The organism is Cytobacillus sp. SAFR-174, assembly GCF_051964675.1.
GTDB lineage: Bacteria > Bacillota > Bacilli > Bacillales > Cytobacillaceae > Cytobacillus.
This window is the reverse complement of sequence record NZ_JBQCMZ010000002.1, coordinates 274,899-288,585: the sequence shown is the minus strand read 5'-3', so window position 1 is coordinate 288,585 and position 13,687 is coordinate 274,899. Positions and strand designations below refer to the sequence as shown.

The window sequence follows — 13,687 nt, the reverse complement described above, 5'->3', positions numbered from 1 at the left end:
GTACAATACCCATCATTAGAAGAAATTAACAATTCATTTTTACGAATAATAATATTTTTCAGAGGATAAAACGTTTCCACAGCTATTCTAACACGTAAAATCTAGTTGTACAAAGATAAAAACATGAATATAGTGGAAAACTATAAAAAATTTTTTCTAGTAATTACTTATTCTAAAAAAATGATTTGTAAAAAGGTAAACATTTATAAATATGAAATAACTGAACATAAAAAAAGCCGAAAAGTTTCGGCTTTAAAAAGTTTCTACCAGGTTAATATAGATTTGTTTCGATTCATTGGTATTTTTTCTGTTTTCTTTAAGGGAAGATTCAATGGCTTCTCTAGTATCCACGGGAAAATCAAAATGACCGCATGTTGTACATTTTTGGAATAAGCTGCCGGCAACATTCACTTCAATGCCATCAATTGTCCGGAAAACGGCTGGCCCATCTGTTTCGGTAAATCTGTGACGGCAGTGACTATGTTCTTGCATAAAAGCTTCCCTCCAAGAAATATTATTTTCCTCATTATTATAAAGGAAATATTCTGAACTTTAAAGAGGTCTACCTATAACAGTTTATGCCAGGCAAATTTTAAAAGAATAATATGTGTCTTTTTAAGGCACATTAAAATTATTCAAATTCAGGAGGTTTTTCCATGAATATAGGCAGAGCAAAAGAGATTGCTGAGTCTGCTGAAATGCACAGTGTTACTTTAAATGGCATACCGATCATCATTCAGCATGTAGATGAGCAGACTAAGACAGCACGCATTTACACTAAAGCAAATTCTGAAAAAGAAATGGATGTGTCGGTTAACGATTTGATTGAAGAATGAATACCCTAACAAAACTTTCCAGAATGTAATGGAAAGTTTTTTTGGTTCAAGATCCTCCTTATTCCTCCTTAAAACAGATTTTTAAGGCAGAAGGACTCAAGATGCCTGGCCGTATATTTTTTATAACATGAAATATTCAAAAAAGTGTTGACTATTAACGGTTTACTGTAGTAAAGTTTAGAGAAAATTTAATATTTGATTTCTTATCCAGAGAGGTCGAGGGTAAGGCCCGACGACGCCTCAGCAACCAGCAATCGTATTTTGATTGAAAAGGTGCTAATTCCTGCAAGTTTTTTAGAAACTTGAAAGATAAGAAGAATGGCTGTTTACATTAAAAAGTCTTCTTCTTATAGAAGGCTTTTTTTTATTATGATGAAGGAGTGTTTACCAGCATGTACAATATTGACACCAAATTAGCGCAAATCGGAAACAGGAGCGAATCAGCAACAGGTGCAGTCAATCCGCCTGTATACTTTTCAACTGCCTACCGGCATGAAGGCATTGGCCAGTCAACCGGCTTTGACTATAGCCGAACAGGCAATCCTACCCGCCAGCTGCTTGAAAAGGCGATCGCCGATCTGGAAGAAGGCGATCAAGGCTATGCCTGCAGTTCTGGTATGGCCGCCATCCTTACGATTCTTTCCCTCTTTAAATCAGGTGATGAGTGGATTGTTTCCAAGGATTTATACGGCGGAACCTATCGTCTGCTTGAACAGGGCTTCAAAAAATGGGGACTGCAGAGCAAATATGTGAATACGAGCACTCCGGAAAATGTTGAAGAATTAATCACCGAAAATACGAAAGCTATTTTTCTGGAGACTCCCACTAATCCGCTGATGGAAGAGACAAATATTCAGTTAATAGCTGATATCGCGAAACGGCATAATATTCTCCTGATCGTTGATAACACATTTTACACCCCCCTTCTTCAGCAGCCTCTAAAGCTTGGTGCTGATATTGTCATCCATAGTGCGACAAAGTATCTTGGAGGACATAATGATGTACTTGCCGGTTTAGTTGTCGCAAAAGGCAAACAGTTATGTGAGGATCTTGCCATGAACCACAATGCTGCCGGTGCAGTCCTTAGCCCATTTGATTCCTGGCTTTTGATCAGAGGCATGAAGACACTCTCTCTTCGCATGGAACGTCATGAAAAAAATGCCCGGGAATTAGCGGCTTTCTTATCAGACCACGCTGCCGTAACGGATGTTCTTTATCCAGGCAAAGGAGGAATGATATCTTTCCGGGTCCAGGATGAATCCTGGGTGAATCCTTTTCTGCAGAGCCTCTCCCTCATCTCCTTTGCTGAAAGCCTTGGCGGAGTCGAGAGTTTTATAACATATCCCGCAACACAAACGCATGCGGACATCCCAGAAGAGATCCGCATTGAAACCGGTGTCTGTAACAGGCTTCTGCGTTTCTCGGTTGGAATCGAAAATGCAGAAGATTTGAAGTCGGATCTTGAACATGCTTTTGCAAAGGTTTTAAAGGAGGCAGTACGATGAGTACGAATTACACATTTCAAACGAAATTGCTTCACAATAATCAAAAGTTCGACCCGGAAACAGGAGCAGTCAGTGTACCGATCCAGCATGCCTCCACTTTCCATCAAAAAGATATAGATGCATTCGGAAAATATGATTACAGCCGCAGCCTGAATCCAACAAGGGAAGCACTTGAGGAAGTCATCGCCGAGCTTGAAGAAGGGATTAGAGGGTTTGCCTTTTCTTCTGGAATGGCTGCCATTTCTACAGCATTCCTCCTCTTGTCACAGGGAGATCATGTGGTCATAACAGAAGACGTATATGGCGGAACCTATCGCATGACAACAGAAGTCCTGTCCCGTTTTGGCATTGAGCACACATTTGTTGATATGACTAATCTAGAGGAAGTAAAAGAAGCAATCCGTCCAAACACGAAAGTTTTCTATGTAGAGACTCCTTCCAATCCGCTGCTGAAAGTGACAGATATACAGGCCATCAGTTCACTTGCAAGACAGCATGGAGCCCTGACATTTGTGGATAATACATTCCTGACCCCTGCCCTTCAAAAACCGCTCTCTTTAGGGGCGGATATCGTGCTGCACAGCGCAACCAAATTCTTATCCGGACACAGTGACGTCGTAGCCGGCTTAGCTGTTGTAAAGGATCCGGAGTTAGGTGCAAGACTGGCTTTTCTCCAAAATTCCTTTGGAGCTGTTCTGGGTGTTCAGGATGCCTGGCTTGTGCTGAGAGGAATTAAAACGCTGCAGGTAAGGCTGGATCAGTCTGTGAAATCAGCTGAGAAGATTGCTCGTTTCCTTCATGATCACCCAGCAGTAAAGAAAGTTCATTATCCCGGTTTTGCAGAACATCCCGGCTATGATATTCAGAAAAAGCAGGCTGTGAATGCAGGTGCCGTCTTGTCTTTTGAACTTGAAGATGAAAAGTCGATGAGAGTATTTGTGGAAAATGCGAAAATTCCTGTTTTTGCAGTAAGTCTGGGAGCAGTTGAATCCATCCTCTCCTACCCTGCCAAAATGTCGCATGCAGCCATGCCTGCATCTGAAAGAGAACAGCGCGGAATTACAGACAGTCTTCTCCGTCTTTCTGTTGGCCTGGAGAACGCAGACGATATTATGAAAGATTTTAATGCAGCTTTATCTGCAGTCGAACAAACAAAGCAATCCATTTTACAGCGGGGGTGATACTTTGAGTTTCCTGGATAAATTAAAGAATGAAATCATCATAGCAGATGGAGCGATGGGAACTCTTCTTTACTCCTATGGCACCGACAGCTGTTTTGAGGAATTAAATCTATCGCAATCTGAGCAGATCCAGCACATCCATGAAGCGTACATAGGCGCAGGGGCTGAGTTGATCCAAACCAATACGTATGCAGCGAATTATCTGAAGCTGCAGCGATATGGGCTTGAAGACTCTGTGAAAGAGATTAACAGTGCGGCAGCCCGGATTGCCAAAAAAGCTGCCGCGGGACGCGCATATGTTGCCGGTACAATCGGCGGGATCAGAGGATTCAAACCGAACATGATTACACTGGAGGAAATAAAAAGAAGCTTTCGTGAGCAGCTTTATTGTCTGCTGCTTGAGGATGTAGATGGTATTTTGCTTGAAACCTATTATGATCTAGAAGAACTTGAGACGGTTCTGGCAATAGCCAGAAAAGAAACCGATTTGCCGATTATCGCACAGGTTTCACTTCAGGAAGCTGGAGTTCTTCAGAACCAGACTCCTATAGCAGACGCATTAACAAAGCTTGACGGCATGGGCGCAGATGTGGTGGGAATCAATTGCAGGCTTGGCCCCCATCATATGCTGAAAACGCTCGAAAGTGTACCTTTGCTAAAACATGCCCATTTATCGGCATATCCAAATGCCAGTATTCCAGCTTATACGGACGGCAAATTCCATTATGAAGGTGATGCGGAATATTTCCGGCAGTCCGCAATAGAATTCCGGAATCAGGGTGTCCGCCTTCTTGGAGGGTGCTGCGGAACAACACCTGACCATATCAAGGCGTTTGCTGATGTATTAAAAGGACTTCCTCCAATCGAGGAAAAAGAAATAAAGGCAGTTAATAAAGTCATAGTTTCAGAGAAACCGGAATCATCCAGAGAGCTTCCTCCTCTTCAGGATATTGTCAGAGAGAGGCCATCGGTAATTGTTGAGCTGGATCCGCCAAGGAAGCTTGATACTGCCCGCTTTTTCGAAGGTGCAAAGGCATTGAAGAATGCTGGAATCGATTCTATTACTCTTGCAGATAATTCTCTTGCTTCACCAAGGGTATGCAACTCTGCACTTGGCTATCTTGTCAAACAGCAGACTGGACTGCGCCCCCTTGTGCATGTAACCTGCAGGGATCGAAATATAATAGGGCTTCAATCCCATTTAATGGGTCTTCATGCCCTCGGTTTAAATGATATTCTTGCTGTAACAGGAGACCCTGCCCGTGTCGGTGATTTTCCTGGCGCCTCTTCTGTCTATGATGTTTCTTCATTTGAATTGATCAGTATGATCAAGCAGTTAAATGAAGGATTATCGTTTTCAGGGAAAGACCTGGGCCAGAAAGCAGCCTTTTCAGTTGCAGGCGCTTTTAACCCCAATGTCCGCTCTTTGGAAAAAGCTGTCGGGCGGCTCGAAAAGAAACTGGAGCATGGTGCGGATTATTTTATCTCGCAGCCTGTTTTCTCTGAAGAAAAACTGCTTGAGGTTCATGAGGCTGTGAAAGATTTAAAAGCACCTGTCTATATAGGCTTAATGCCTCTTACCGGCAGCCGGAATGCAGAGTTTCTTCATAATGAAGTTCCGGGAATCAAAATTTCCGACAGTATTAGAAGCAGAATGGCTTCATTAAAAGATGATCCAGCACGAGCTGGCGCTGAAGGCATTGCCATTGCCAAGTCGCTGATCGATGCTGCGGCAGAGCTGTTTAATGGCATTTACCTTATCACTCCATTTATGCGTTATGAAATGACTGTCGAGCTATCAAATTATGCCCGTGAGACAACCGAACGGCTTTCAAGGAGGAAACAGCATGCATAAACCATCACTGCAGGAGCAGCTAAAAAAGAAGATTCTGATCATGGACGGAGCAATGGGCACCATGCTTCAAAGAGCCAATCTTTCAGCGGATGATTTTGGCGGAGAAGAATATGAAGGCTGCAACGAGAATTTAAATATTACAGCTCCATCGGTTATTGAACATATTCACCTTGAATATTTAAAAGCCGGCGCAGACATTATTGAAACTAACACCTTTGGCGCAACCAGCATTGTTCTCGCAGATTACGATCTGGAAGAAAAAGCTTATGAATTGAATAAAATTGCTGTTGAAATTGCCAGAGAAGCTGCAGACCGCATGTCTACTCCTGAATGGCCGAGATATGTGGCAGGCGCTATGGGACCAACTACGAAGACACTGAGTGTTACCGGCGGTTCTACATTTGAAAACATGATAGCAGCTTATGAAGAGCAGGCCAGAGGGTTAATAGACGGCGGAGCCGATCTTCTTCTCCTCGAAACCAGTCAGGATATGCTGAATGTGAAGGCTGGTTTTATCGGCATTGAAAAGGCATCAAAAAAGACGGGAATAAAACTTCCGCTCATTGTTTCCGGGACAATTGAACCGATGGGCACGACCCTTGCAGGCCAATCGATTGAAGCCTTTTATATTTCGCTTGAACATATGAAGCCTCTGGCAGTTGGACTCAACTGTGCGACAGGTCCTGAATTCATGCAGGACCATATCCGTTCTCTTTCAGGATTGGCATCCACTGCAGTCAGCTGCTATCCCAATGCAGGATTGCCTGATGAAGAAGGACAGTATCATGAAACTCCCGAATCACTGGCGAGCAAGCTTGAGGGTTTTGCCAAAGAAGGCTGGCTGAATATTGTAGGCGGCTGCTGCGGAACCACGCCTGAACATATCCAGGCAATTGCTGAGTCGGTTAAAGATTATAAACCAAGGAATTATGAGGGGAATTCCCTGCATAAAGTATCCGGAATTGAACCTCTGATTTATGATGATCCAACTTTAAGACCCATAATGGTCGGCGAACGAACAAATGTAATTGGCTCCCGCAAGTTTAAAAGGCTGATTGCAGAAGGAAAGTTCGAGGAAGCTGCTGAGATAGGCCGTGCCCAGGTAAAAGGCGGTGCCCATGTTATTGATATTTGCCTGGCAGATCCTGACCGTGAAGAAATGCAGGATGTTGAGAATTTTATCAAGGAATTAGTGAAAAAAATCAAAGTTCCGCTCGTGATCGATTCAACAGATGAAAAAGTGATTGAAAAAGCTCTCACCTATTCACAGGGTAAAGCCATCATAAATTCGATTAATCTGGAAGATGGCGAAGAACGCTTTGAGGCGATTGCCCCTCTCATCCACCGCTATGGTGCTGCTGTAGTTGTCGGAACAATTGATGAAGAAGGCATGGGTGTTACGGCTGAACGCAAACTTGAGATTGCAAAGCGTTCTCATGATTTGCTTGTAAATAAATATCATATCCCGCCTCAGGATCTTATTTTTGACCCCCTCGTCTTCCCTGTCGGCACAGGGGATGAGCAATACATCGGGTCTGCAAAGGCAACGGTAGATGGAATCAGACTTATTAAAGAGGCTCTGCCGGAGGTTCAAACCATTTTGGGAATCAGTAATGTATCCTTCGGCCTCCCTCCTGTCGGCAGGGAAATATTAAATTCTGTATTTCTGTATCACTGCACCCAGGCAGGCCTGGATTATGCGATAGTGAACACGGAAAAACTCGAAAGATTTGCTTCCATTTCTAAGGAAGAGGTCTTAATGGCTGAAAAGCTTCTTTTCGAAACTACTGATGAATCACTCGCTGTCTTTACTGATTTTTACCGGGATAAGAAGAAAGAAAGCAAAAGTGTTCTTCCGGATATGACACTTGAGGAACGCCTAGCCTATTATATTCTCGAAGGAACGAAAGAAGGGCTCCTGCCTGATCTTGATCTGGCCCTGCAGGCATACCCTGCTCCGCTTGATATCATTAATGGGCCTTTAATGAACGGAATGAAGGAAGTCGGAAGATTGTTCAATGATAATCAGCTGATTGTCGCAGAGGTTCTGCAGAGCGCCGAAGTTATGAAAGCATCTGTCGCTTACCTTGAACCCTATATGGAAAAAGATGCTGCCCAATCTTCATCCAAGGGAAAAGTCATCCTGGCGACCGTTAAAGGCGATGTTCATGATATAGGGAAAAACCTTGTGGATATTATTTTAAGCAATAATGGATATGAAGTGATAGATTTGGGAATCAAGGTCTCCCCTGCTGAACTGATTGAAAACATCAGGCGTGAGAAACCGGATATGGTCGGTCTATCTGGGCTCCTTGTCAAATCAGCACAGCAAATGGTCATCACGGCCCATGATATGAAACAGGCTGGCATCGATGTCCCGATTTTAGTAGGCGGCGCAGCCCTCTCAAGGAAATTTACTGATACTAAAATTTCCAAGGAATATGACGGTCTCGTGCTGTATGCCAAGGATGCTATGAACGGTCTCTCTTTAGCCAATCAGCTTCAGGAGCCGGAAGAAGCTGTGAAGCTGCGAATCCAGCAGGAAGAAAAACAGGCAGCAGCGCTAAATGCTGTACCTTATGACCGCGGATCAGTGGCGGTTGCAGTAAAGCCTAAACCAACAGTAAGCACACAAGTACCTGTATTTGTTCCAAAAGATTTAAAACGGCATTTGCTGAAATCCTATTCCCTTTCACACATTGAGCCGTATGTGAATAAGCAAATGCTGATTGGCCATCACCTTGGCTTAAAAGGAAATCTGCAAAAGCTGCTTGCGGAAAAAGATGAAAAAGCCATTAAAATTAACGCGGTGGTTGATGAACTGATTGCTGAAGCAAAAGAGAAAAACTGGATTGAGCCTAAAGCAGTTTATCAATTCTTTCCTGCCCAGTCAGATGGCGATAAGGTGTTTATCTATGCTGAGGATGAAAAAACGGTCATTGAGACATTCGAATTTCCGCGCCAGGAAACAGAGCCATTCTTATGTCTGGCAGATTTCCTTAAATCAAAAGAAAGCGGTCAAATGGATTATGTTTCCTTCTTCACTGTGACAGCCGGGAAAGGAATACGCGCTATTGCAGATCGTTTAAAAGCCGAAGGCAGATTCCTGGAAAGCCATGCCCTGCAGTCGCTGGCTTTGGAGACGGCTGAAGGTCTTGCTGAGCTGATCCATCGACAGATCCGCGATCGCTGGGGCTTCCCTGATCCGGTTGAAATGACGATGAAGGACCGTTTTACAGCGAAATACCAGGGGCAGCGCTTTTCGTATGGCTATCCTGCGTGCCCTGATCTTGAGGACCAGAAAAAGCTGTTTAAGCTTATACAGCCTGAGGATATAGGTGTTCAGCTTACTGAAGAATGCATGATGGAACCTGAGGCTTCTGTATCTGCAATGGTGTTTGCCCATCCTGAAGCAAGATATTTTAATGTATTGAGATAATAGATACCCGGCAGGTAAAATGGCCGGGTATTTGCCTTTGCCTCTTCACAGCCTATACAATGAATACATAGTAAGGAGGGAAATTTTTATGAATGTTCTCTGGGATTTAGATGGCACGATTCTGGATACCTGGCCGACTTTGGTTCAGTCTTTTATTCGCATATCCGGCAAAGAGCTGGATCCTCACGAAGTTCTCACGCCCCTGAAAAACGGGACAGCCTATCAGAAATTTGATGTTCCTCCAGAAAAAATTGCTGATTTTCGTCAAACGGAAGCAACTTTTATGCATGATGAAAAGCCATTGTTTCCACATGTAAGGGGAATATTAGAGCAAAATAATGTTAACGTGCTTGTCACCCACCGTAACCGGCAATCCACGGAGGAACTGCTGGAGTATTGGAAACTTACTTCCTATTTTGAAGAAGTTATCTGCCCGGAATTTGATGGTTTCTCCTTAAAGCCGCATCCGGAGTCCTATGAATATCTTCACCGGCGTTATCATATTGATTTGGCCATTGGCGACCAGGATACAGATTTAATGCCTGCCAGACAGATCGGCATCAGCACATGTGCTTTCCGCAGCACTAATCCCTATGCAGACTTCTCGATTGATTGTTATTCGAAATTTGAGCTTGCGATAAAGTGAAACTTCAATCAGTGGGGGTGTTCCTTATCCCCCACTGATTGTTAGTCGCGTTCTAGTGTCGCTAAGATCTCCGCTAGCGCTTCGATCAATCGACACTACGAACCCGATTGGTTCAACTAAGCCTCTGCCTGCGCGTCGGCAAGTTTCACTGTATCTCACCAATCGGGCCTTTACGGGAAGTTTGACCCCCACTTATCCTCCTTTGGCTCCTCTGAGTCTTGAAGTGGGGGTCTTACTGCCCGTTAGACTGCGATAAAAGGAAACAGGACTTCACCTTGGTGAAGTCCCGCTTTGCTTCTGAGTGAGCTAATTAGCTGATTTTCGCGTATTGATCCTGACAACTCTGTCAGTTTTTGAATCAAATTCAATATCAATGTACAAACCGAACTCTTTGCCGCCATCCTCTACCCATAGCTTAAACCTTTCGATATCTGTTGTTTGTCCCTTTTCTCTGCCGATATGCAGGTAGTCAAGGATTTTAGCCCTCGGGTATTTCTCTTTTGCCGTTTCCATAGCCAGTCTGCCCCATTTTGCATAGGCTGGTTCCGGTCTCTCTGCAAAAGCTTCTCCAGTAATTGCACGAATGGGAGTATATTCGGTTAAGATCATCAATACCATTAGACTGATCATTAATTTCTTCATCTTAAACCTCTTTCCGGGAAGGATCCTAATTGCTATTGCCGCTCTTCAGAGTTTCTTCCTTCATCCGTTCTTCCTCTTCTTCCACACAGATATAAGCAATTTGTTCTTCCATTAAATGATGAAGAATATCCTTATCATCTGTACAGGAAACGTCTTTTCTTTCTTGCATTTTTCATCTCTCCTCTCCCTTATTCAAAAGGGTTTTTTTTAAACCATTCGCTAACCTGGATATTGTTTTTTTATCCACAAAGATGAGGTGGAAAACATACATGAAGATTGACTTCAGCAAAAACAGCATAAACAGCTTCATTTGTGAAAAGCGCCGAAGTTTCCAAATTCCGATCTTTTTGAACCAAGTATAAAAAGGATAGGCGAAAAAGGCATCGACCACCCCATTTAGAAGTAAATACAGTAACGGCTTTCTATAGGTTAATTTTAATATCCATATAGACCCTGCAAAAAAAGGTCCTAATACTAATGGCAGTTCACCACTAAGCTTGGGATGAAATCTTTCCTTAATCGTCCACCATTTGTTTTTTTCAGCTATAATCCCTTCTATTAATACATAAAACCCCATAAATAAAGCAGCAGGATAAAATCGCTTAAAATCCTTTTTGCCTATAAATGGAACAGTCAGCCAGGAAAGGAGAATTATCAGCAGCAAATATAGCTTCTTTTTCATCTTACCCCACCTTTTTTTAAAGGTTTTGTATTTAGAGGAATTTTATTCATCCTTTTTACGGGAGCCAATGAATTTTTTTCGAAATTGCTTGAAAATCGTGTTTTGAAAGTTCCAATATGTGTAATAGATTAACAAGCATAGAAGGAGCTGATCAGCATGATGACAATGTACAAGTGCAAGAACTTCAACAAAACGGGTAAAATTCTTCTTCCGAGCAAGTGGCGCAGCCAATTTGGCCTTTTGCCGGGAAAACTGGCTGATCTTCGCTTCGATCATGATCAGATTATTATTGAAAGAGCCAATTTGGAATCAACCCACAATAAAAGGCTAATTTCTGAAAATGGCTCCATCCATATCCCTAAAGAACTTCAGCAGCTGCTGGATATTACAGAGGAAGAAGAATATTGCCTGTATATTGATGAGGAAGATAAGAGCTTTGTTTTAAAGATAGTTTCAGAAAACTAAAAAGCTGCAGCCAGTTTCTCAGCAGCAGCTTTTTAACAGATATATTTTCCAGTAAGATTCGTAAGTGCCATGCAAAACTTTTCCCAGCCATTAGGGAAAGACTGTATCCCCTGACTCTCAAAAATGTTTTCCTTCGTGACCAGCCTTATGGACCATGTGACACTATCCATTAAAATCCCTGGATTTTTATATTCCTTCTGCCATTTCCAAATTTTCAGCCGGTATAATTCTTTTTTAAATTCCTCAATGCTTCCTGACTTTTTCGGCAGCTCATTTCTTGATGAAAAATTACTTAAATGCCATTCAAAATAAACAAAGCGGCTATTGATGAAATCCACTTCTATTTTGTACCAGGGCCCCGGATAACCGCCGAGGCTGACGCTTAAAAGAATGGGATCTTTATCAGGATCAATCGTAACAATATTATTTTTAATATGGAAGAGCTCTCTTTTCCTGCTGATGACTGATTTTACATGCGATAATTCAACAGGTTTTGCACCGCTTCTCTGAGAATTACTTGCCCTATTCATTTCATCCAGCAGAGAAGGGATGGAGATAGCCCCCTTTTCCTCCAGGATATCTAAAATATTCTCAAAAATACTCATTTATCTTCCTCCATCAAAACAGGGTAGGTATATGTAACACCAAGATAGTTTTCTTCCCTAATATCCTTTTTTTCGCCTGTGCAAACATTCTTTCGTACTTAAGGGGCTATAATGAATAAATTGTACCTGCTCATTGCACGCTATGGAATGGGAGGTGCAGCCATGGATCCAATAAAACCAGGAAGCAAAAAGCTGCCGGACTTCGGAGAACTGGATGATCGGATGATTGCCGGGCATACTTCGGGGCCGACACTTGTAATAAAGACCAATCTTGATCCCGAAAATTCGACTGAAGATAATCCTTACTACAAAAATAAAACTGAAACGGATACAGAAGAATTTCGGGATTATTTTGAGGAGTAAAAGGAAACCGGCAGGCTATTTGCCTGCCGGTTCCTGTATTATTTAGAAATCAAAGTTGTCAGGGTCGGGACCTACTCGTCTATTTTCATTTAAGCTGCTGATTTTGTCCATATCTTCTGAAGAAAGTTCAAAGTCAAATACATCAGCATTTTCAATGATGCGATGTTCTTTTACTGACTTTGGAATAGTAACAATTCCGTTCTGAAGATCCCACCTTAAGATAACCTGTGCAACCGATTTTCCGTACTTTTGGGCAATTTCCTTCAATACTGCGTTTTCAAGAAGCTCTCCCTGTGCGAGTGGTGACCATGCTTCTATCTGAATTCCCTGATTTCTGCAGAAGTCTCTAAGCTCAGACTGGCTGAGTAAAGGATGAAGCTCCACCTGATTGACCATCGGCTTTATCTCGGCATCCTTCATTAGATCTTCCAGGTGATGAATCTGGAAGTTGCTCACACCAATTGCTTTTACTTTCTTCTCTTTATAAAGAGTTTCGAGTGCTTTCCATGTTTCTTTATACTTCCCTTTCACAGGCCAGTGAATCAGGTAAAGGTCAATATAATCGAGACCAAGCTTTTCAAGACTGGTTTCGAATGCCTTGATTGCAGAATCATAGCCCTGGTCAGAATTCCAGACTTTCGTTGTAATAAATAGCTCTTCCCGAGGTATGCCTGCTTCCTTGATTGCCTGGCCTACACCTTCTTCATTCTGATAGACTGCTGCCGTATCAATGCTTTTATATCCTGCTTTCAGGGCTGATTTAACTGAATGGACAACTTCGTCCCCGTCCTTAACTTTAAAAACACCAAGACCAAGCCAAGGCATTTTGACACCGTTATGTAATGATACAGCTGATTGTAAATTTTCCATTCTTTCACCTCTTTTTAGCAATTGGATTACTGGATAATTTTCTCACATTCTTTTCAGTTATCAAAATTTTATGCTTGAACATGAAAGTTTTGGCGGATGTTTGTCTAAGAATAACTTTATACTGTGATTTATATCACGTTTCAGCTAGAATATCTTCTATATAATGACAATAAAATAATGAATTACAAGCAGGTGAAGAATCATGCACGATTTTAAAACACTTTTTGAAGAAATAGGCGGAACTGAAACAATTGAAAAACTTGTCGAGGCGTTCTATCCGCGTGTGTATGCAGATCCAGTTTTAAGTCCCCTTTTTGAAGGAGACATAGAGGATATTAAGCGAAAGCAAAGGATGTTTCTTACACAATTTCTTGGAGGACCGCCTCTCTATAGCCAGGAGTTTGGCCCGCCGGCAATGAAACAAAGACATCTTCCATTTGAAATTACACCATTAAGAGCGCAAAGATGGCTTGCCTGTATGAAGGAGGCCTTTCAGGAAACAGGGCTTGAACAAAATCCTGCATCTGTCCTTTTCTATGATCGATTAATGCAGGTTGCAGCGATTATGGTAAACAGCCCAGAATGAAACTGGACCTTC

At 42.4% G+C, this 13,687-nt stretch carries 15 protein-coding genes and 1 riboswitch; of the genes, 9 read left to right on the top strand and 6 right to left on the bottom strand.

The window, feature by feature from the left end; translation table 11 throughout:
* Positions 1-252: 252 nt before the first annotated feature.
* Positions 253-492, bottom strand: a complete 240-nt coding sequence (locus tag ACTHRG_RS03735; RefSeq protein WP_440230592.1) for a hypothetical protein — start codon at positions 490-492, stop codon at positions 253-255.
* 164 nt (positions 493-656) lie between these two features.
* Between ACTHRG_RS03735 and ACTHRG_RS03730 the strand changes: the two genes are divergently transcribed.
* The 6 genes from ACTHRG_RS03730 (at position 657) to ACTHRG_RS03705 (ending at position 9,462) form a co-directional block, all read left to right on the top strand.
* Positions 657-836 carry an H-type small acid-soluble spore protein gene (locus ACTHRG_RS03730; protein ID WP_197206973.1) on the top strand — a complete coding sequence of 60 codons (180 nt, stop codon included), beginning with the start codon at positions 657-659 and terminating at the stop codon, positions 834-836.
* Positions 837-1,036: 200 nt separating this feature from the next.
* Positions 1,037-1,152, top strand: a riboswitch (SAM riboswitch).
* Between the two features lie 76 nt (positions 1,153-1,228).
* Entirely contained in the window at positions 1,229-2,341 is a 1,113-nt protein-coding gene (locus ACTHRG_RS03725) for a methionine biosynthesis PLP-dependent protein (RefSeq protein WP_076262325.1), read from the top strand.
* A complete protein-coding gene (metC, locus tag ACTHRG_RS03720) occupies positions 2,338-3,522 on the top strand; it encodes a cystathionine beta-lyase (protein WP_076262323.1) in 1,185 nt (394 codons plus the stop codon). The genes ACTHRG_RS03725 and metC overlap by 4 nt, the downstream gene beginning before the upstream one ends.
* 4 nt (positions 3,523-3,526) lie before the next feature.
* Positions 3,527-5,377, top strand: a complete 1,851-nt coding sequence (locus ACTHRG_RS03715; RefSeq protein WP_076262321.1) for a bifunctional homocysteine S-methyltransferase/methylenetetrahydrofolate reductase — start codon at positions 3,527-3,529, stop codon at positions 5,375-5,377.
* The gene (gene metH / locus ACTHRG_RS03710) at positions 5,370-8,816 is read left to right on the top strand and encodes a methionine synthase (protein ID WP_076262319.1); all 3,447 of its coding nucleotides are present in this window, start codon (positions 5,370-5,372) and stop codon (positions 8,814-8,816) included. Before ACTHRG_RS03715 ends, metH begins: the two co-directional genes overlap by 8 nt.
* Before the next feature lie 88 nt (positions 8,817-8,904).
* Positions 8,905-9,462, top strand: a complete 558-nt coding sequence (locus tag ACTHRG_RS03705; protein ID WP_440230591.1) for an HAD hydrolase-like protein — start codon at positions 8,905-8,907, stop codon at positions 9,460-9,462.
* A gap of 306 nt (positions 9,463-9,768) precedes the next feature.
* On the opposite strand, the gene ACTHRG_RS03700 is transcribed toward ACTHRG_RS03705, so the two are convergent.
* From ACTHRG_RS03700 to ACTHRG_RS03690, 3 genes are read right to left on the bottom strand one after another with little or no spacing between them, the layout of a single operon-like run.
* Positions 9,769-10,104 (bottom strand): DUF3889 domain-containing protein, encoded by a 336-nt coding sequence (locus ACTHRG_RS03700; RefSeq protein ID WP_076262315.1) that lies wholly within the window; start codon positions 10,102-10,104, stop codon positions 9,769-9,771.
* A 25-nt stretch (positions 10,105-10,129) separates the two neighbouring features.
* Complete coding sequence (locus ACTHRG_RS03695) at positions 10,130-10,273, bottom strand: hypothetical protein (RefSeq protein WP_175609165.1); 144 nt, start codon at positions 10,271-10,273, stop codon at positions 10,130-10,132.
* 3 nt (positions 10,274-10,276) lie between these two features.
* Positions 10,277-10,786, bottom strand: coding sequence for a hypothetical protein (locus ACTHRG_RS03690; protein WP_076262313.1), 510 nt, complete (start codon positions 10,784-10,786; stop codon positions 10,277-10,279).
* A 156-nt stretch (positions 10,787-10,942) separates the two neighbouring features.
* Between ACTHRG_RS03690 and ACTHRG_RS03685 the strand changes: the two genes are divergently transcribed.
* A complete protein-coding gene (locus ACTHRG_RS03685; protein WP_076262311.1) occupies positions 10,943-11,251 on the top strand; it encodes a hypothetical protein in 309 nt (102 codons plus the stop codon).
* A 32-nt stretch (positions 11,252-11,283) separates the two neighbouring features.
* Here the strand turns inward: ACTHRG_RS03685 and ACTHRG_RS03680 are convergent, their stop codons facing one another.
* Positions 11,284-11,856, bottom strand: a complete 573-nt coding sequence (locus tag ACTHRG_RS03680) for a hypothetical protein (protein ID WP_076262309.1) — start codon at positions 11,854-11,856, stop codon at positions 11,284-11,286.
* 162 nt (positions 11,857-12,018) lie between these two features.
* Between ACTHRG_RS03680 and ACTHRG_RS03675 the strand changes: the two genes are divergently transcribed.
* Positions 12,019-12,219: a hypothetical protein gene (locus ACTHRG_RS03675; protein WP_076262339.1), complete on the top strand. Its 201-nt coding sequence runs from the start codon at positions 12,019-12,021 to the stop codon at positions 12,217-12,219.
* Between the two features lie 42 nt (positions 12,220-12,261).
* Here the strand turns inward: ACTHRG_RS03675 and ACTHRG_RS03670 are convergent, their stop codons facing one another.
* Positions 12,262-13,089 (bottom strand): aldo/keto reductase, encoded by an 828-nt coding sequence (locus ACTHRG_RS03670; RefSeq protein ID WP_076262307.1) that lies wholly within the window; start codon positions 13,087-13,089, stop codon positions 12,262-12,264.
* 202 nt (positions 13,090-13,291) lie between these two features.
* On the opposite strand from ACTHRG_RS03670, the gene ACTHRG_RS03665 reads away from it, so the two are divergent.
* A complete protein-coding gene (locus tag ACTHRG_RS03665; RefSeq protein WP_076262305.1) occupies positions 13,292-13,675 on the top strand; it encodes a globin domain-containing protein in 384 nt (127 codons plus the stop codon).
* Positions 13,676-13,687 lie beyond the last annotated feature (12 nt).